The 18,304-nt window shown below is 71.0% G+C and carries 15 protein-coding genes; 8 read left to right on the forward strand and 7 right to left on the reverse strand.

From position 1 onward, the window contains the following. Nucleotides 1-104 precede the first annotated feature (104 nt). The 4 genes from ACIQFY_RS09610 to ACIQFY_RS09625 form a co-directional block, all read right to left on the reverse strand. On the reverse strand, nt 105-953 hold the full coding sequence (locus ACIQFY_RS09610) for a carbohydrate ABC transporter permease (RefSeq protein WP_126892586.1): 849 nt from the start codon (nt 951-953) through the stop codon (nt 105-107). Beyond that, nucleotides 953-1,834, reverse strand: a complete 882-nt coding sequence (locus ACIQFY_RS09615) for a sugar ABC transporter permease (RefSeq protein WP_326495621.1) — start codon at nt 1,832-1,834, stop codon at nt 953-955. Before ACIQFY_RS09615 ends, ACIQFY_RS09610 begins: the two co-directional genes overlap by 1 nt. A gap of 107 nt (nt 1,835-1,941) precedes the next feature. Further along, a complete protein-coding gene (locus tag ACIQFY_RS09620) occupies nt 1,942-3,261 on the reverse strand; it encodes an ABC transporter substrate-binding protein (protein WP_066652411.1) in 1,320 nt (439 codons plus the stop codon). A 160-nt stretch (nt 3,262-3,421) separates the two neighbouring features. Continuing rightward, nucleotides 3,422-4,441, reverse strand: coding sequence for a LacI family DNA-binding transcriptional regulator (locus ACIQFY_RS09625; RefSeq protein ID WP_326495620.1), 1,020 nt, complete (start codon nt 4,439-4,441; stop codon nt 3,422-3,424). Between the two features lie 247 nt (nt 4,442-4,688). On the opposite strand from ACIQFY_RS09625, the gene ACIQFY_RS09630 reads away from it, so the two are divergent. The 8 genes from ACIQFY_RS09630 to ACIQFY_RS09665 all read left to right on the forward strand — a co-directional run bounded on the left by ACIQFY_RS09630 (nt 4,689) and on the right by ACIQFY_RS09665 (nt 13,073). Then, nucleotides 4,689-5,927 (forward strand): sugar ABC transporter substrate-binding protein, encoded by a 1,239-nt coding sequence (locus tag ACIQFY_RS09630; protein ID WP_326495619.1) that lies wholly within the window; start codon nt 4,689-4,691, stop codon nt 5,925-5,927. A gap of 58 nt (nt 5,928-5,985) precedes the next feature. Next, on the forward strand, nt 5,986-6,936 hold the full coding sequence (locus ACIQFY_RS09635) for a sugar ABC transporter permease (RefSeq protein WP_326495618.1): 951 nt from the start codon (nt 5,986-5,988) through the stop codon (nt 6,934-6,936). Next, the gene (locus tag ACIQFY_RS09640; RefSeq protein ID WP_326495617.1) at nt 6,933-7,823 is read left to right on the forward strand and encodes a carbohydrate ABC transporter permease; all 891 of its coding nucleotides are present in this window, start codon (nt 6,933-6,935) and stop codon (nt 7,821-7,823) included. Before ACIQFY_RS09635 ends, ACIQFY_RS09640 begins: the two co-directional genes overlap by 4 nt. Before the next feature lie 49 nt (nt 7,824-7,872). Next, nucleotides 7,873-8,709, forward strand: coding sequence for a ThuA domain-containing protein (locus tag ACIQFY_RS09645; RefSeq protein ID WP_326495616.1), 837 nt, complete (start codon nt 7,873-7,875; stop codon nt 8,707-8,709). Then, entirely contained in the window at nt 8,706-9,827 is a 1,122-nt protein-coding gene (locus ACIQFY_RS09650; protein ID WP_326495615.1) for a Gfo/Idh/MocA family oxidoreductase, read from the forward strand. Before ACIQFY_RS09645 ends, ACIQFY_RS09650 begins: the two co-directional genes overlap by 4 nt. A 259-nt stretch (nt 9,828-10,086) precedes the next feature. Next, nucleotides 10,087-11,451, forward strand: a complete 1,365-nt coding sequence (locus ACIQFY_RS09655; RefSeq protein ID WP_400339649.1) for a sensor histidine kinase — start codon at nt 10,087-10,089, stop codon at nt 11,449-11,451. Next, complete coding sequence (locus ACIQFY_RS09660) at nt 11,448-12,059, forward strand: response regulator (RefSeq protein ID WP_400339652.1); 612 nt, start codon at nt 11,448-11,450, stop codon at nt 12,057-12,059. Before ACIQFY_RS09655 ends, ACIQFY_RS09660 begins: the two co-directional genes overlap by 4 nt. A gap of 135 nt (nt 12,060-12,194) precedes the next feature. Continuing rightward, entirely contained in the window at nt 12,195-13,073 is an 879-nt protein-coding gene (locus ACIQFY_RS09665) for a hypothetical protein (RefSeq protein ID WP_400339655.1), read from the forward strand. A 204-nt stretch (nt 13,074-13,277) separates the two neighbouring features. Here the strand turns inward: ACIQFY_RS09665 and opgC are convergent, their stop codons facing one another. Genes opgC through ACIQFY_RS09680 form a run of 3 tightly spaced genes read right to left on the reverse strand, consistent with a single transcriptional unit; the run spans nt 13,278 to nt 18,219 of the window. Next, nucleotides 13,278-15,794, reverse strand: coding sequence for an OpgC domain-containing protein (gene opgC, locus ACIQFY_RS09670; protein ID WP_400339657.1), 2,517 nt, complete (start codon nt 15,792-15,794; stop codon nt 13,278-13,280). Then, nucleotides 15,782-16,195, reverse strand: coding sequence for an ATP-binding protein (locus tag ACIQFY_RS09675; protein ID WP_326495613.1), 414 nt, complete (start codon nt 16,193-16,195; stop codon nt 15,782-15,784). Before ACIQFY_RS09675 ends, opgC begins: the two co-directional genes overlap by 13 nt. Next, nucleotides 16,192-18,219 carry a glycosyltransferase gene (locus ACIQFY_RS09680; RefSeq protein WP_326495612.1) on the reverse strand — a complete coding sequence of 676 codons (2,028 nt, stop codon included), beginning with the start codon at nt 18,217-18,219 and terminating at the stop codon, nt 16,192-16,194. Before ACIQFY_RS09680 ends, ACIQFY_RS09675 begins: the two co-directional genes overlap by 4 nt. Between the last annotated feature and the right edge of the window lie 85 nt (nt 18,220-18,304).

The following is an 18,304-nucleotide window of genomic DNA, read 5'->3' on the forward strand; positions in this document are numbered from 1 at the left end:
CGCACCGGCCGGGTGACGGACGGGAGGCCCGTGGCGGGATCGCCACGGGCCTCCCGTCCGTCACGGGACCGACGAACGGTCTGCGGTCACCGATGCTGCGGACGTCACCCCTTGACCGCTCCGCTGGTGAGCCCGGAGACGATCGAGCGGCGGAACACCAGCACGAGGATGACGATCGGGATCGTCGCGGCGACGCTCGCCGCGAAGATCTGCGCGAACGGCACGGTGAACTGGGTCCCGAACAGGGCGATGCCGACCGGGATGGTCCGGAACGAGTTCTCGCTGTTGAAGGTGAGCGCCATGAGGAACTCGCTCCACGACGCCGTGAACGTGAAGACGCCGACGGTGAACAGTCCGGGCTTCGCCATCGGCAGGATCACCGACAGTACGGTGCGCCAGGCGCCGGCGCCGTCGATCTCGGAGGCCTCCTCGATGGTGGAGGGGATCCCCTGCAGGTAGTTGCGCATGATCCAGATGGCGAACGGCAGGTTGAAGGCGACGTACGGCACGATCAGGCCCGGGTACGAGTTGAGCAGCCCGAGGTTCCGCTCGAGCAGGTACAGCGGCGTCAGGACCGCGATCGCCGGGAAGACCGACAGCATGAGCAGCGAGGTCATGATCGCCGTCCGGCCCTTGATCCACCGCCCGGCGAGGGCGTAGCCGGCGAGGAACGACAGTGCCAGCACGACCACGGTGGTGGCCACCGACACCACGATGCTGTTGACCATGTACTGGCCGAGGGCGTTGTCGCGGAAGGCCACGACGAAGTTGTCGAACGTGAGCGACCGCGGCACGACGGTCGGCGGCGACTGCGCGATCTCCGACGACGGCTTGAGCGACGTGGAGACGAGCCAGTAGAGCGGCAGCGCGGTGAGCACGGCGATGACGACACCGCTGACGTTGACGGTGTTGACCCACTTCCGCCAGCCCTTGCGGACACGTTGACGGGGCATCAGGCATCCCCTCCCTTCGCCTGGTTCCGGAACGCCCGCAGGAAGAGCAGGCACCCGACGGCCACGATGACCGCGGTGCTGGTCGCGATCGCTGCGCCCGGTCCGATGTTGATGTCCTGGAAGAGCACCTTGTAGCCCATGATCGCGAGCGACTGGGTGGTGGTGCCCGGTCCGCCGTTCGTCAGCACGAACGGCAGGTCGAAGACGCCGAACGCCTGCAGCACGCGGAACAGGACCGCGATCGTCAGGGTCGGAGCCAGCTGCGGGACGACGACGCGCCAGAACGTCTGCCACCCGTTCGCCCCGTCGAGCTCGGCGGCCTCGTAGAGGTCCTCCGAGATCTGGACGAGGCCCGCGAGCAGGATGATCGCCACGAACGGCGTGGTCTTCCAGATGTCCGCGACCATCAGACCCGTGATCGCGGGGACCGGTTCGCCGAGGATCACCGGGGCGTCACCGAACAGCCCGAAGAACCACGTCGCGACGCCGTACGTCGAGTCGTAGATGTACTTCCACAGCTGTGCGTTGACGATCGTCACGAGCGACCACGGCACGAGGAGCAGCGCGAGCATCCAGCCGCGGGTGGCCCCGAGCCGTTCGAGCACCAGGGCGACGAGCATGCCGAGGACGAGCTCCACGGACACCGTGACGACCGTGTACAGCACCGTGAAGCCGAGCGCCCGGTACCAGTCGGCGCTCTGCAGCAGGGCCGCGTAGTTGCCGAGGCCGAAGCCCTGGATCGTGAAGCCGTCGTAGCCGATCTCGACGTCCGCGAAGCTCAGGACGATCGAGTACACCACCGGGAAGATCGTGACCGCGGCGACGACCAGGAGCGCCGGGGCGGCGAAGCCCCACGCACCCCGGGCACGGACGCGCTCCATCCGCGACCGAGCGCTCGTCGGGCGGTACCCGTCGGGCCTCCTCCCCGGAGTCCGTCCCCCGCCCGCACCGGCTGCGCCGGCCGGCGTCCGCGTCGCGGTGCCGGCGCTCACAGCGCGTCCCCGGTCAGGGCGAGCGAGATCGCGGAGGCCATCGCGCGGGTGCCGCCGTCGACGGAGGCCTGCCCGCCGAGGATGCTGTTGCCGTTCTGGTACACGCCCTGCGAGACCTTCGGGTAGTACGCCGTCGAGGTCGGACGGGGAACGAGCGTGATGCCCGCCGCGGTGTCGTACGTCGGGCGGTTCTGCCGCTTCGCGTCGTCGCTGACCAGGCTCGCGCTGCGGGCCGGCAGGACACCGCCCTCGCGGGTGAGGAACTGCTGCGCCGTCTCGCTCGACATCCAGGCCGCGAAGGTGAGCGCCGCCGCGGGCTGCTGGGTGTGCGGGTTGATGTAGTTCCCCCACCCACCGATCGTCGAGTGGTGCTCGTCCGTGCCGTCGAAGGTCGGGCGCGCGGCGAGACCGACCTTGCCCGCGACCGCGGAGTCCGGCCCGTTGGCGATGCCCCACGCGTACGACCAGTTGCGCAGGAACGCGGCGCGACCGCCTGCGAAGGCGTCGTTCGTGTCCTGCTCCTGGTACGTCAGGGTCGCGCGCGGTGCGGCGCCGTCGGTGATGAGCGACCGCATGAACTCGAAGGCGCGCTTCGTCTCCGAGCTCGTGGTCGCGGGCTTCGTCAGGTCGTCGTTGAGCAGCGAGCCGCCCGCGTCGGCGACGAACTCGGTGACGTTGCACGTGAGGCCCTCGTACACGTCGCCCTGGAACGCCAGCCCGTAGTCGACGTCGCCCGTGTCGACGAGCTTCGCGGCGGTCTCCTTGACCTCCTCCCACGAGCGCGGGACCTGGAACCCGTGCTTGTCGAGCAGGTCCTGCCGGTACAGGAAGAACGACTCGTCGATGTAGAGCGGGAACATGTAGTAGGTCCCGTCGACGCTGGCGGCCAGCCGGAGTCCCTCGGGGAACTGCTCGAAGAAGTCCTCGCCGACGAGCTGGTTCACCGGGGTCGCGAGCTTGTTCTTCGCGAACTGCCCGGGCCACGCGACGTCGCCCAGGTACACGTCCGGTGTCGGGCTCCCAGCGGCGATCTGCGTCGTCAGGCTGGTGCGGTTCGTGTCGGTGTCGCTCGGGGCGCTGACGATCCGCACGCGGATGTTCGGGTGCTCCTTCTGGAACTCCGCGATCAACCGGCGACGGAGGTCACCGCCGTCCTTCGAGGCCACCTGCCCCGCCCACCAGCTGATCGTGACGTCGCCCTCGGGCGGGTCGGTGGGCCACTGCTCGACGGTGGTGCGCTCCGGCCGGGTGGAGCAGCCGGCGAGCAGCAGCACCCCCGTGCCCCCCAGCAGGAAGAGCCTGCGGTCGATTGCCATCCGTCCTCCTCGACGAAGGGTGCGCGAGCACCCGGCGATCACGTGGCACCACAGAACCAAGCGCGCCTGAGCGACCGCACAGGGAGCCTGAGTAGGCGACGGACGGGAGGCTCGGTGCGGGCCCGCCACGAGCCTCCCGTCCGAGGCGTGGCCGCGCGGGTCAGCGGGTGGGTGCGGGGGCCGTCGACTCGGCGGGGCGGAGCACGCAGGGCAGCAGGAAGTGCGGCAGCTCGACGGACGTACCGTCGAGGCGGTCGATCAGCGCGTCGGCCGCGCGCACGCCGAGCTCGCGGCCGGGCGCGATCATCGTCGACAGGCGGGGGTGGTGCTGGTCCCCCGCCGCGGCCGACGACGCGATGCTGAGCACCGAGACGTCGTCCGGCACCCGTCGACCCGCGGCGTAGAGCCCGACCAGCAGACCGGCGGACGAGTCGTCCTTCATCACGAGCACCGCGGTGACGTCCGGGTCCGCCTCGAGCAGGCGTCGGGCGGCGTCGCGACCGCCCTCGCTGCCGGGCCCCGCGGTGATGATCGTCCCCGCACCGCCGCGCTCGGCGACCGAGCGGCGGAAGGTGTCCTCGACCCGCAGGTGCGGTGCGTACCCGGCCATCGGTGTGCCCTCGAGGCTCTCGAGCACGAGCCCGAAGCGCCGGTGGCCGAGACCCTGCAGGTGGTCGAGACCGTCCTCGATGGTGGTCTCGAAGTCGATGTCCACGTACGGCAGCTCCGCGGCGTCGCGCGTCCGGCCGATCAGGGTGAAGGGCACCCCGAGCTCGGACAGCTTGACCACGCGCGGGTCGTCCATCCGCACCTCCATGAGGACGACGCCGTCGACGAGACCGCCGGAGACGAGGTCGTCGAGGTCCTCGCCCGCAGGGTCGACGGGCCAGAGCACCAGGTGGTACCCGCGTTCGGACGCCCGCTCGGCGGCGTTCATGAAGAACTCGGACGTGGTCGGGCTGAAGCGGTTGCCCGTCGTCGGGAAGAGCAGGGCGATGATCCGCGTCCGCCGACTGGCAAGCGCGCGCGCAACGACGTTGCCGCGGAACTTCAGCTCGCGCATCGCCGCGGTGACCTTCGCCGTCGTCGCCGGCGTGACGTACTTCGTGCCGTTCACCACGAACGACACCGTCGCGATGGAGACGCCGGCGCGGTCGGCGACCTGCTGCATCGTGGCCATCGGCCCCTCCTGATCGATCGGCACCGTCGGGTTCCGTGCACGTCCGGCGGCAGGCCGGCGACGGTGCCGTCCTGCTCCGCGTGCACTGCGGTGGTCACGAGCATAGACCCGCACCGGAACCAGAAAAGCGCTTTACAGGTGAAGCGCTTCTCTGTTAGCTTCTCGCCCCAGGACCACCGCGACGACGACGTCAGTGGAGTCGACGCACCGTGTCCTTCCCCGCATCCGCGAAGAGAAGAGCAGTGCAATGAAGCCTGGTTTCCGCTCCACGTCCCGCCGGGGCCGCGCCCTCGTCGGCGCCGCCGCGATCGTCGCGACGGTCCCCCTCGTCCTGGCCGGGTGCTCCGGCTCCGGCAACGCGTCGTCGTCCGGCGGCGGCGGCAAGACCCTCACGATCGAGGACTACTACGACGCCAACTACGACCCCGTGTACCAGCAGTGCGCGAAGGACGTCGGCGTCGAGGTGAAGATCAACCACGTCGCCGGCGCCGGCCTCATCTCGAAGGTCCTGCAGCAGGCGTCGTCGCGCACCCTGCCCGACGTGCTCATGCTCGACAACCCCGACGTGCAGCAGATCGCCTCGTCCGGTGCACTGTCCGACCTCGCCGACTACGGCCTCGACGCGGACGACGACGTCCCCGGCGTGAAGGGCGCGAACACGTTCGAGGGCAAGCTCTACGGGCTGCAGCCGAACACGAACTCCATCGCGCTGTACTACAACAAGAAGCTGCTCGACGAGGCAGGCGTCCAGCCGCCCAAGACGTGGGACGAACTGCAGGAAGCCGCGAAGAAGCTCACGAACGGGTCGACGTACGGCTTCGCGATGAGCAACATCAACACCTACGAGGGCACCTGGCAGTTCCTGCCGTTCTTCTGGTCGAACGGCGGCGACGAGAAGGACATCGCGACGCCCGAGGCCGCGCAGGCGCTGCAGCTCGTGCAGGACCTGCAGGACGACGGCTCGATGTCGAAGAGCTCGATCAACTGGGCGCAGGCCGACGTCAACAACCAGTTCATCGCCGGCAAGGCCGCGATGATGATCAACGGTCCGTGGCAGCTGCCGGCGCTCAAGAAGGCGAAGGACCTGGAGTTCGACAGCGTCCCGATCCCGACGCGCACCGGGTCCGAGACCGTCGCCCCGCTCGGCGGCGAGGCCTTCACCGTCCCGCAGACCGGGAACAAGGACACGATGCAGCTCGCCGGCAAGTTCGTCGGGTGCCTGAACAGCGACAAGATGCAGGCCGTCCTGGCCGGGGTCAGCGGCAACGTGCCCACCAACATCGAGGTCGGCAAGAAGTGGGCCGAGGACCACGCCGACGTGGCCTCGTTCGTCACCACCGTGCAGACCGCCCGGGCCCGGACGGCCGAGCTCGGACCGGACTGGCCCAAGGCCGCCACGAGGATCTACACCGCCGTGCAGCTCGCACTGACCGGCAAGGCCGACCCCGAGCAGGCGCTCGAGCAGGCGCAGTCGCAGAACCAGTAGCGGAGCCGGGGAGCCGGTCGCGAGACCGGCTCCCCGTTCCCTGACGGAAGGACCTGACATGAGCGCCTCCACGCAGATCCGGCCCCGGGCGACGACGCCCGCGGCCCCCGCCCGCCCCGGACAGCGCCGCGCGCGCCTCCGGTCGTCCATCACCCGCTGGCTGTTCGTCGTGCCGGCCGCGGTGTTCGTGGCCCTGTTCTTCGGCTACCCCGTGGTCAAGAACATCCTGATGTCGTTCCAGGACTACACGACGAAGACCTTCTTCACCGGCGAGGCCCCCTGGGTCGGCCTCGGCAACTACATCGCGGTCTTCTCGAGCAGCGTCTTCACGACCAGCGTCGTCAACACCGCCCTGTTCACCGCGGGCTCGATCGTCCTGCAGTTCGTCCTCGGCCTCGGCCTCGCGCTGTTCTTCCGGCGGCACTTCCCGCTGTCGGGCTTCCTGCGCGGCCTGCTGCTCCTGCCGTGGCTGCTCCCCCTCATCGCCTCGAGCGCGGTGTGGAAGTGGCTGCTCGACCAGGACAGCGGTGCGCTGAACCAGCTGCTCGGCGTCGTCGGCATCGGCCCCGTGCCGTGGCTGGTCAGCCCGAGCCTGGCCCTCATCGCCGTCATCGGCGTGAACGTCTGGCTCGGCATCCCCTTCAACACGACGATCCTGTACAGCGGGCTGCAGTCCGTCCCGCCGGAGCTCTACGAAGCGGGCGCCCTCGACGGTGCCACCGGCGTCAAGGCGTTCTGGTACATCACCTGGCCGAGCATCCGGAGCGTCGTGAGCGTGGTGATCGTGCTCGGGGTCGTCTACACGCTGAAGGTCGTCGACATCATCCTCGGCCTGACCGGCGGCGGTCCCGCGAACTCGACGCAGACGCTCGCCACGAACGCCTACCACCAGTCGTTCATCAACTTCCAGTTCGGCATCGGAGCCGCGGTGAGCAACGTGCTCATCGTCGTCTCGTTCGTCTTCGCGATGGTCTACATCGCGATCTCCCGGAAGGCGGTCGACGAATGAGCGTCGGACTCGCGAACCAGACCATCACCGTCACCCGTGCGATCACGACGAAGCGGAGCGCACGAGCGCCCCGCCCGCGCCGCACCGCGAAGGGGTTGCCGTTCACCATCCTCGGGATCGTGTTCCTCGCGATCATGGTCTTCCCCGTGTACTGGATGGTGAACACGAGCCTCCAGGCCACCTCGGGAGCCGCCACCGCGACCTGGTTCCCGTGGAACCCGACGTTCGCCGGCTACCGGGCGGCCTTCGCCCAGCAGGGGCAGAACTTCGTGTCGAGCATGATCATCGGCCTCGGCACCGTCGTGCTCACGCTGGCGATCGCGACCCCGGCGGCGTACGGCCTCGCCCGGTTCCGGATGCGCGGCACGAAGGTGTTCCTGCTCGTGCTGCTCATCACGCAGATGATCCCCGGCATCGTGATCGCCAACGCGCTGTACACGCTCTTCAACAACGTCGGGCTGCTCAACAGCTACGTCGGGCTGATCCTGGCCGACAGCGCCGTGCAGGTGCCCTTCGCGATCCTGCTCATGCGGGCGTTCATGGAGTCGATCCCGCCGAGCCTGGTCGAGGCCGCGCTCGTCGACGGGGCGAACGACCTGCGTGCCTTCGTGTCGATCGTGCTGCCGATCAGCCGCAACGCCATCGTCACCGCGGCACTCTTCACGTTCCTCGGCGCGTGGGGCGACTTCCTCATCGCGCTCACGCTCACCTCGACCGACGCGGTCCGACCGATCACGCTCGGCATCTACAACTACATCGGCTCGAACGTCACCGACTGGGGACCCGTCATGGCGACGTCGGTCCTCGCGTCCCTGCCGGCGGCCGTGCTCCTCATCGTCGCCCAGCGCTACATCTCCGCCGGTGCACTCGGCGGGGCGGTCAAGTGACGACCGCCCCCGACGTGCTCCACGCCACCCCTCCAGGAAGGCCCACACCATGACCACCACCCCGCTGCGCATCACCGTCTGGGGCGAGAACGTCCACGAGCAGGTCGAGCAGCACGTCGCCGAGCGGTACCCGGACGGCATGCACGGCGCGATCGCCGACGGCATCCGCGAGAACCTGCCGGACGCCGTCGTCCGCACCGCCACCATGCAGGAGCCCGAGCACGGGCTGACCGATGCCGTGCTCGCCGAGACCGACGTCCTGACCTGGTGGGGGCACGCCGCCCACGCCGACGTCGACGACGCCGTGGTCGACCGCGTCCACAAGCACGTGCTGTCCGGCATGGGGCTCGTGGTCCTGCACTCCGGCCACTGGTCGAAGATCTTCGGCAAGCTCATGGGCACCACCTGCACCCTGCGCTGGCGGAGCGAGCACGACCAGGAGCTCGTCTGGACCGTGAACCCGCAGCACCCGATCACCCGCGGTGTCCCGAACCCGATCGTCATCCCCGAGCAGGAGATGTACGGCGAGTACTTCGACGTGCCCACGCCCGACGAGCTGGTCTTCATCTCCGGGTTCACCGGCGGCGAGGTCTTCCGGAGCGGCATGACCTACCGCCGCGGCCTGGGGAGGATCTTCTACTTCTCCCCCGGTGACCAGGACTTCCCCGTGTACCACCACCCGGACGTCCGACGGGTGATCGCGAACGCGGCCGAGTGGGCGCGACCGGAGCGCGAGCGCGAGCTGCCGACCCTGCGCCGCTACGACCTCGGCGAGTACTTCGACGGGCAGCACTACCGCGGCCCGTTCGACGACGCACCCGAGGACGAGCTCGCCGAGCCGACCGAGCCGACCGAGCCCGCTGAGCCCGCCGAGGCCCGCGCATGACCGAGCACGCCCCGCTGCGGGTCGTGCAGGTCGGCGCCGGCGGCATGGGCCGCGCGTGGCTCGGGACGGTCGCCGCCGACCCGGACGTCCAGCTCGTCGGAGTCGTCGACCTCGACCTCGACGCCGCCCGCGCCGGGGCCGAGCTCGCCGGGTCCCCGACGATCCCGGTCGGTCGTGACCTGCCCGCGCTCCTGGCGGAGACCGGTGCCGAGGCCGTCCTCGACATCACGGTGCCCGTCGCCCACCACCCGGTGACGATGGACGCCCTGCACGCGGGACTCCCCGTCCTCGGCGAGAAGCCCGCGGCGCAGACCGTCGCCGAGGCGCTCTCCCTCGCGGCCGCCGCCGAGGCCACCGGGCAGCTGTTCATGGTGTCGCAGTCGCGCCGCTACAACGACCAGCTCGTGGCCTTCCGGCAGCACGTCCGCGCGCTCGGCGGGGTCGGCAGCCTGAACACCCGGTTCGCGAAGGCCCCGCACTTCGGCGGCTTCCGCGAGGAGATGGACGACGTCCTGCTCCTCGACATGGCGATCCACGCCTTCGACTCCGCCCGCTACGTGCTCGAGCGCGACCCGGTGTCGGTGTACTGCGAGTCGTGGAACCCGTCGTGGTCCTGGTACCGCGGTGACGCGGACGCCGCCGCGGTGTTCACCTTCGAGGACGACGTCCGGTACGTCTACGACGGCTCGTGGTGCGCGCCCGGCGACGAGACGTCGTGGAACGGTGACTGGCGCGCGTCGGGAGCGTCGGGGTCGGCGTCGTGGGACGGCGACCACGACCCGTCGAGCGTGATCGACGACGCACCCGGCACGCCGGCGGGTGCGCCGGGGGTCGGCACGGAGATCGCCGGGGCGCTCGCGTCCTTCGTGCGGGCCGTCCGGACCGGGGTCACCCCCGACGGCGAGGTGCACGGCAACGTCATGAGCCTGGTGATGGTGGACGCGGCGATCGCCTCCGCCCGCTCGGGACAGCGCGTCGTGGTCGACGACGTGCTCGAACAGGCGCACGCGACGGCGCTCGAGGTCGAGCGGGACGACGCCGTCCGGGAGCGGCTCGCCGCGTGGGGGTCGGTGCGGCAGGCGCTCGCCTCCGCGCCGGACCGGACGCCCGCGGGCTGACGCAGGCACGCACGGACGGGAGGACGGTGCCGGCCGGCACCGCGCCTCCCGTCCGTCGCTGTTCGCGCCACCCTGCCGGACGGATCCGCGCGTAGCAAGCGGATCCGCGCGTACGAGGTCGTTCCTCCTGACCAGGTACGCGCGGTTCCGCTTCCCACTCCAGGCGTGATGGGAAGGAACGGGCACGCGACACACGGCCGGCTCGTCCGGCATCCGCGACCAGGACGCGAGTGCAGCTCAGGGCGATTACGGTTGCTCCGTGCGTGGACACCGGGCGTCGACCAGCGGGCAGCCGACCCCGGTCGTGCTCGTCACCGCCGACCCGCGTCGTCGTGCGGCACGGACCCCCTGGCGGCGGGTGCTCGTCGGGGTCGTCGTCGCCGCGCTGCTCGGCGGCGCCGTCGTCGCGACCGCGGGCACCCTCGTGTCGCAGCGCGTCGCCGAGTCCTTCGCCGTGCGGGACGCCACCGCCGACACCGCCGCGCTCGCCCGGGTGGTGGTGGAGCCCGCCCTCGTGGACGACGTCACCAGCGGCGACCCGGACGCCCGAGCCGTCGCCCGCGCACGACTCGACGGCGCCCTGGCCGGCGAGTCCCGCGCCGGCTCGACGGTGCGCCTGAAGCTCTGGGGCGCGGACGGCACCGTGCTCTGGTCCGACGAACCCCGGCTCGTCGGCGAGCAGTTCCCGCTCTCCGACGAGGACCTCGCGGCGCTCCGGACCGACCGGTCCGACGCCGAGGTGTCCGACCTGGACGAGCCCGAGAACCGGTACGAACGCGGGCACGGACCGCTGCTCGAGGCGTACCAGGCGGTGCACACGCCCTCGGGTGAGGCCCTGCTGTTCGAGGCGTACCGACCGTACGACCAGGTCCTCGCCCGCGCCGCCGACCTGCGTGCCGCGTTCGCCGCGCTGGCGTTCGGCACCGTCGGGGTCGTGCTCGTGCTGCTCGTGCCGCTGCTGCTCTGGCTGCTCGTGCGGATCCGGACGGGCCAGCGGCTCCGCGAGCGGTTGCTCGGGCGCGCGCTCGACGCCGAGGCGGCCGAGCGCCGACGCCTCGCAGGCGAACTGCACGACGGTCCCGTGCAGGACGTCGCCGGGCTCGCACTCTCCCTCGGTGCGGTGCCCGAGACCCGTGCCGCCGCCGAGACGCTCCGGCAGGCGGTGTCCGCCCTCCGGACCTCGATGGCGACGATCCGCCCGGCCGCTCCCGGTCGCGACGGCCTGGGTGCCGCGCTCGACGACGCGTGCGCCCGTGCCCGGGCCGCGGGGGTGGTGACGGACGTCGACGTGCCGGAGCCGCTCGAGGCCTCCACGGCCGCGCGGACCGCGGTCGTGCGCTTCGTGCGTGAGGCGGTCTGGAACGCCGTGAAGCACGCCGACGCGACCCGCATCCGGGTGTCGGTGCGGGCCGACCGCGGGGACCTGGTGGTGCGCGTGTCCGACGACGGGGTGGGCTTCGACCCGCGGCTCCTCGACGGGCCGGCTCCCGCCGGGCACCTCGGCACGACGCTCCTGCGCGAGGTCGCCGAGGACACCGGGGGCGCGCTGCTGCTGCGGACCGCACCGGGGGCGGGGACCGCCTGGGAGCTGACGCTGCCCGCCAGGACGGAGTCGCTGCGGTGAGGGTCCTGCTCGTCGACGACCACGCCCTGGTCCGACAGGGCCTCCGCGCCGTGCTCGCGACCACGACCGACTGCGACGTCGTCGGCGAGGCAGGCACGGGTGAGGAGGCCACCGAGCGTGCCGCGTCCCTGCACCCGGACGTCGTCGTGATGGACCTCTCCATGCCCGGCGCGGGCGGGGTCGAGGCGACGCGGGTGATCCGCACCACGATGCCGGCGGTCCGGGTGCTCGTCCTCACCACCTTCTCCGACGACGACCGCGTGCGCGCTGCCCTGGCCGCAGGGGCGACCGGGTACCTGCTCAAGGACGCGGCCCCGGAGGAGGTCGTCGCCGCGGTCCGCTCGACGGCGCGCGACGAGGCGCCCGTCGACCCCCGCGTCGCCCGTGCCCTGCTGCCGGGTGCGGGGCGGGACCGCGGACCGGCCCTGCCGCCCCGCGAGCGCGACGTGCTCGACCGCATCGCGCGCGGCCTGTCGAACCGCCAGATCGCGACCGAGCTCGGGATCGCCGAACGGACCGTGAAGGTGCACGTCGGATCGCTGTTCCGCCGCATCGGCGTCGCCGACCGGACGAGTGCGGCGCTCTGGGCCCGCGACCACGGCTGGTGACGACCCGGCCGTGCTCACGCCGGCGGAGCGGGTACTAGTACCAAGGTCCGATGGTGCCGCCTCCGCGTCCCGGCGACGATCGTCACGAGGGACGCGACCACCGCCGGCGCGTCGGACCAGCCCAGGAGGCACCCCATGACCATCCAGCGCACGCGACGCCGCACCACCGGCATCGCCACCGCGATCGCGCTCGGCGCCGTCGCCGCGGCGGCCCTCGTCGGGGTGTCCCCCGCGAACGCGTCCGGCAAGACGTCGACCGGCGGGGACTACGCCGTCACCGTGAACGGCACCACGACGAACCCCGCCGTCGGCAAGGACTTCAAGCTCAAGGACGTCGCCGTCACCGGCACCATCGCGGTCCGCGGCAAGCACAACGGCTTCGACATCCGCATCGCCGACCTCGGCGTGTACGACTACACGCTGACCGGGGCACCGGACACCCAGCGGATGGTGACGAAGCCGACCGTGGTGTTCGCCTCGAAGGTCCCGTCGCTCACCGCCGCGCAGCTCGCCGGCACGAAGCTCTCCTCGCTCGAGGTCCGCGACGACACGCTCGTGGCGATCTTCGGCACCGGCGCGGGCAAGTTCAAGATCCAGGCGAAGGACGGCGCCCAGGGCGGGATCTTCCAGATGGAGACCGAGTTCGCCCAGCCCGTGACGTTCACGCACACGCTCGGGGCCGGGCTGTTCTACTTCACCAACCCCTACACGGGGAAGATCAACTTCGGCGACGGCGTCGCGGCGGTGTCCTCGGGCAGCGACGCGCACCAGATGCTGCTCGGCAAGGACAGCCCGCAGGTCGCGACGAAGACCTCGCAGACCGCGACCACCACGACCTGGACGGTCCAGCCCGGCGGACGCATGGGTGGTGTGCTCGGCGAGGACGCGGTCGAGCTGTCGCAGGGCGCGACGAACTGCACGAGCGACTGCCAGGCGCAGAACCAGGTCCGCGGCTCCCTGCCGGTCCCCCCGGACCCGGTGGACCCGCAGCCGCTGCGCGTCGCCACGCACTGACGCGACCACGCGTCGGACTGGAGGCGCGGTGCCAGCTGGCACCGCGCCTCCCGTCCGTCGTTCCGTCCCGCCCGCCCGGCCCTGCCCGGCCCAGCCCGGCCCGAGACTCGGGCTCAGCGACGGTCCTCGTGCCGCCGACCGCGAGGACCGTCGGTCAGGACGAGACTCGGAGCCCGCTGCGACGGACCACGCCGCCCACGCGGGTCAGCGCGGGATGACCGAGAACATGAAGCGCTTCCGGATCATGTACCAGACCAGCAGGATCAGGGCCGTGTGGGCCGCGAAGCCGATCCAGCCGTTGAACCAGTTCACGCCCGGGATCGACGCGATGGCCAGCGCGAAGAAGACCTGCCAGACGAACACGTAGAGACTCGCCTGCCCGATCGGGATCCACAGCCACCCGATGACGGCGCTGATGGGCTTCCAGAACACGGTGAGGATCGCGTACGACACGATCGCGAAGAAGGCGATGTCGACCAGACGCCCCCACTGCAGGTCCACCCGCTGGTACGCCGTGTTGTACAGGTCGTTGTACATCGACGCGGGGAACGGTGCCGGGGTGAACCCGAAGTGGTCGCCCGCCCACACGTAGACGAGGAACGCGGCGTACCCGGTGATCCCGATGCCGATCAGGACCTTGCCGAGTCGGCCGGTCAGCGCTCCGATCACCTGGCGCCGGTAGTAGCCGAGCACCAGGCCGTGCGTGAAGACCACCTGCCAGGTGAGCAGCGGGAACACCGACTCGAACTGCGAGTTCAGCGGGCGGAACTCGGGGTTCAGCGCCTGGAACGCGTACAGCCCCCAGCTGACGAGGAGCAGCGCCCACCAGAAGCCACGCCGGATCGCCCACAGGAAGACGGGGATGAACAGGCTCAGCACCACGAACAGGCCCATGATGTTGAACGGCCACGGCCCCATCTCGAGCAGCAGGAACTGCCGGATCGCGAACCAGGGCGGCGGGTAGGCCAGCAGCTGCATCGCGTTCGGGTACAGGTCGTACACGCGACCCTCGGCGCCGACGCCACCGGTGCCGGTCCCCCGGTCGGTGAAGGTCGTGATGGCGTCGGTGTCCAGGAACGGCACGAAGCTCAGCGCGAAGACGACCACGATCACCGCCAGGGTGACGACGTACTGCTTCCGCGCCCGCTTCCACGCCCCGACGGCCGCCACCCACTCGCCGAACTTCTTGATCGCGAACGGGTACGTCATGCCGAGCACCATGCCGGACAGGAACACGAACATCTCGGCGCCGGTGATCGCTCCGGTGGCGTGCAGCGTGATGTACGAGTAGGGCCCGCCGATCTCGATGTGCGTGATCACCACCGCGAGGATGATGAACCCGCGGAAGAGGTCGAGGCGCAGGTCGCGCCCGGGCTTGCCGTCGTCGGGGTACCGCCAGCTCGGCAGCAGCCGTCCGACGAGCCCGCTCAGCAGGAACGCCGCTGCGAGGCCGAAGGCGCACCAGACGATCCACGCCATCTGGTCGCCGCCGGTCTCGTACTGCTGGCTGATCGCCGCGGCACCCTCCTGCGTCGTCACGCGCTCCGTCACCGGTCCGAGCACGAAGTCCCCGGCCTGTTCGAGGTCCGTCCGGAAGGACCCAGCGATCCCGGGGTCGGCCGTGTCCCGCCAGTCGGCGACGCGGTTGCCGGCCTCGGGCTCGCGCCGGTTCGTCTCGAGGAACGTCACGCCCCGGACCTCGGGGTGGTCCTGCACGGCGGCGATCACCTGCCGCCACCACGCCTGCTTGACCGGGAGCTCGGCCTCGCCGCGCAACGAGTGGTCGTACAGCGCGCCGGTGTCGAGGAGCATCGGCCGGTCCTCGCCCTGTGCGAAGCGCTCGGTGAACGTGCCCCCGGACTGCGTCTGCTCGTAGCCCCAGGTCTCGTCGAAGCGCGCCGCGACCTCGCCGTCCTGCGGGACCTCGTTGCGGGTCAGCGGGACGTCGCGGCCCGCGGCCTCGGTCGCCTTGCCCTTGCCGAAGAAGAACATCGACAACCCGACCCAGTCGACGCTCTCCGCGCCGGGCCAGTACGGGCCGTAGGGGTCGTCGGCGGCGGTGAGCCGGCCGTCGCCGTCGGTGTCCAGCTCGGCGACGTCGCTGCCCGACAGGGTCTGCAGCCGCCCGGCGGACTCGCCGAACGGGTAGCCCGCGCCGTACGACGGCGACCACACCATGGCAGCGTCGGAGTCGCCCGCGTGCACGGCCGCGGCCAGTGTCCGGAACGCCGGGACGAACGCGGTCGGCTGCTGTCCCCAGCGAACCCACGTGCCGTTCATCTGGGGAGCGAAGCGCACGAGCAACTGGGTGTCGTACTGCCGGTGGACCTCCTCGAACAGCCGGTTCGCCGCGGCGGCGTCGGCCTTCGTGAGGGACCGCAGCGACCGCGACGGCTCCAGGCTCACGGCGAGCACCGCGCCCTGGGTGGCCGCCGCGCGGGTCGCCCGCAGGAACTCGTTCCGTGCGCTGCGGTCGAAGGGGTACTCGATCTCGACGCCGTAGACCGACGGCGTCGCGCCGAGCCGGCCCTCGTACCCGTCGGGGGCGTCGCTCCCCCAGTCGAGGTCCGGGCCGAACCACACGCGCCCGTCGGAGGGCGTCTCGCCGGCACGACCCGGAGCCGACACGGCCGACGCGGGGAGCGCCCCGCCGAGCAGCAGCGTCCCGACGACGACGAGGAACGCGACGGCCTTCGCCAGCGCGCCCCTCACCGGTTGCACGCCAGGGTCCAGATGTTGTGGCCGCCGGTGTGCTCGTGCTCGAGGCGGTCGAGCGCGGCGATCGCCAGCGCGAGGCCGCGACCGCTCTCCTCGTCGGGGTCGGCCATGGTCACGGCGGACAGGTCGACGTCGGCGGGGCGCCCGTTGTCGGTGAGCACCGCGACGAGCTCACGGTCCGTGGCGCAGAGCTCCACCGTGTACCCGCGGCCGGCCTCGGCATCGGTGCGTCGCGTGTGCTCGACGATGTTGGCGGCGATCTCGGCGAGGGCGGTCTCGAGCGAGAAGCGGAGACGGGCGTCGTCGACCCCCAGGGTGTCCCACCAGGCGCCGAAGCGGTCCTGCACGACGTCGAGCGACCCGGCGACGGCCGGGACGTCGAAGGTCAGGTCGTGGTCGGTCACAGTGGGCCTCCTGCCGTCGAGGACACGTGTTCGGACTGCGGCGTCCCCGCCTCCGGTCCGCGGTAGAGCACGGCGCGGACGACGATGCTGAAGATGAACAGGTCGAAGATCACCCACGCGGTGTTCACGAGCGGCGCGATGCCGTCCGCCTGGCCCGTGGCGTACCGGATCGCGATCATCACGAGGGCGGCGACGAGTGCACCCATCGCGTACAGCTGGGGCTTCACGAGGTCCCACCGCGGTCGCTGGTCGGACTCGTCCTTGACCTTCGGCGTGACCCGGAACCCCAGTGGCTTGCCGCGGAACACGTTCTCGAACGCGCTCGTCACCGACTCGATCCAGACGGGGAACAGCGCGAGCGAGTACTGCTGCCCGCGCCACGTGGGTCTGCCGGCGGCCACCACCCAGAACAGCAGCTGGTTGAGCACGAGGAACGGGATGAGCCGCACGAAGAAGTCGACGCTGTAGGCCTGCACGGGCACGACACCGAACGACAGGCAGAGCACCGGGGCCGCGATGTACACGATCGCCGCGAAGCCCGACAGGTAGCTCCACATGGTCGAGAAGTACATGAGGCGCTGCCCCCACGACAGGCCCTTCTGCACGAGGGGGTTCTCGCGGAAGAAGACCTGCATGGTGCCCTGCGCCCAGCGGAGTCGCTGCACGAGCATGGTCGGCAGGTCCTCCGGCGCGAGGCCCTTCGCCAGGATCTCGTCGTGGTACGCGGACCTCCATCCCAGGCCGTGGAGGCGCATCGCGGTCGCCATGTCCTCGGTCACGGAGATCGTGGCGAGCGGCATGATCGGCTGGGCCTCGTCGTCGCGGTTCACGTCGAGCGCCCGGGCGAGCACCGCGATGGACTCGATCGCGGCCACCGGCGAGGCATCCCGTCGTCCGAGCACGTCGAGGGCAGCGTCGTCGAGACCGGCGAAGGTGTCCGCCTCGGTCGACATCGCGGCGAGCTCCTGCAGGTCACGGCGGACCGACTCGAGGTCGGCGGCGGCGAACCGGTACGCGATCGCGTCGATGCCGCGCTGGAAGTCGTAGGTGACGTCGCCGAGCGGTTCGCCGCGGTCGATCTGGTCACGGGCACGGTCGACGACCTGCTCCGCACCGTCGAGCGCGTCGAGCACCCGCGGGTCGGTCTCGGTCTCGCGGGCTCGTGCGAGCAGCTTCCGCGACGTCTTGATGGTCCGCTCGACGGACTCCTCGACCTCGCGCACGTAGCGGGTCACGCCGAGCTGCATGAGTGCCTCGCGCCGCAGGATCGCGTTCGACCCGCAGAAGAACGCCGCGTTCCAGCCGTCCTTCGACTGCTGGATGGGCCCGTAGAACAGCGGCGCCTGGCTGCCGAGCAGGTCGGCCTCGGGCACGTTCTCGAACCACTGCGGCGTCTGGACCAGCGCCATCCGCTCGTCCTTGAAGTAGCCGAGCGTCCGGTCGAGGATCGACGGCTCCGGGACCTGGTCGGCGTCGAGGATGAGCAAGAACTCGCCCTGCGTCGCGAGCAGCGCGTTGTTGAGGTTGCCGGCCTTCGCGTGCCGCGGCCGGTCGACCCAGTCGGCACCGCGCGTGATCACGCCGATGCCGAGGGACTCGGCGGCGGCGCGCATCTCCGGGCGGTTGCCGTCGTCGAGGATCCACGTGGCGTGCGGGTGCGTGATCGCCTTCGCCGCACGGGCGGTGCGGACGACCAGCTCGACCGGCTCGTTGTACGTCGTGATGAAGACGTCGACGGTGACGTCCCCGGCGGGCTTCGTCGGCGGTTCCCCGCGCTCGCGGAGTCGCCAGGCGCCGAAGGCGAACAGCAGCGAGTCGATCACGCTGTAGGTCTCCGCGAGGATCAGCGGCACCGCGATCCACCACGAGTGCCAGTTCACCGAGCCGACCCAGCGCCAGACGATGTAGTTGACGCCGGCGATCGACGCGAGGAGCGCGACGGTGCGCACGGTCGCGAGCCGTTTGGTCGGGGTGCCGGTGGTGAGTCGGCGACGGTCCTGACGGCTGACGTCGAGCGCGGTCATCGGCGTCCTTCCTGCTGCAGCCGGCGAGCGCTGGGTGAGTGCGCCGTACCGCCCTGTCTACCGCAGGCAGGGCACCGCTGTCAGC

The organism is Curtobacterium sp. NPDC092190 (assembly GCF_044755625.1).
Taxonomy (GTDB): domain Bacteria; phylum Actinomycetota; class Actinomycetes; order Actinomycetales; family Microbacteriaceae; genus Curtobacterium.

Coding starts and splice junctions, on each gene's coding strand:
- ACIQFY_RS09610 (WP_126892586.1), bottom strand. CDS start 953: ATGCCCCGTCAACGTGTCCGCAAGGGCTGGCGGAAGTGGGTCAACACC.
- ACIQFY_RS09615 (WP_326495621.1), bottom strand. CDS start 1,834: ATGGAGCGCGTCCGTGCCCGGGGTGCGTGGGGCTTCGCCGCCCCGGCG.
- ACIQFY_RS09620 (WP_066652411.1), bottom strand. CDS start 3,261: ATGGCAATCGACCGCAGGCTCTTCCTGCTGGGGGGCACGGGGGTGCTG.
- ACIQFY_RS09625 (WP_326495620.1), bottom strand. CDS start 4,441: ATGGCCACGATGCAGCAGGTCGCCGACCGCGCCGGCGTCTCCATCGCG.
- ACIQFY_RS09630 (WP_326495619.1), top strand. CDS start 4,689: ATGAAGCCTGGTTTCCGCTCCACGTCCCGCCGGGGCCGCGCCCTCGTC.
- ACIQFY_RS09635 (WP_326495618.1), top strand. CDS start 5,986: ATGAGCGCCTCCACGCAGATCCGGCCCCGGGCGACGACGCCCGCGGCC.
- ACIQFY_RS09640 (WP_326495617.1), top strand. CDS start 6,933: ATGAGCGTCGGACTCGCGAACCAGACCATCACCGTCACCCGTGCGATC.
- ACIQFY_RS09645 (WP_326495616.1), top strand. CDS start 7,873: ATGACCACCACCCCGCTGCGCATCACCGTCTGGGGCGAGAACGTCCAC.
- ACIQFY_RS09650 (WP_326495615.1), top strand. CDS start 8,706: ATGACCGAGCACGCCCCGCTGCGGGTCGTGCAGGTCGGCGCCGGCGGC.
- ACIQFY_RS09665 (WP_400339655.1), top strand. CDS start 12,195: ATGACCATCCAGCGCACGCGACGCCGCACCACCGGCATCGCCACCGCG.
- ACIQFY_RS09680 (WP_326495612.1), bottom strand. CDS start 18,219: ATGACCGCGCTCGACGTCAGCCGTCAGGACCGTCGCCGACTCACCACC.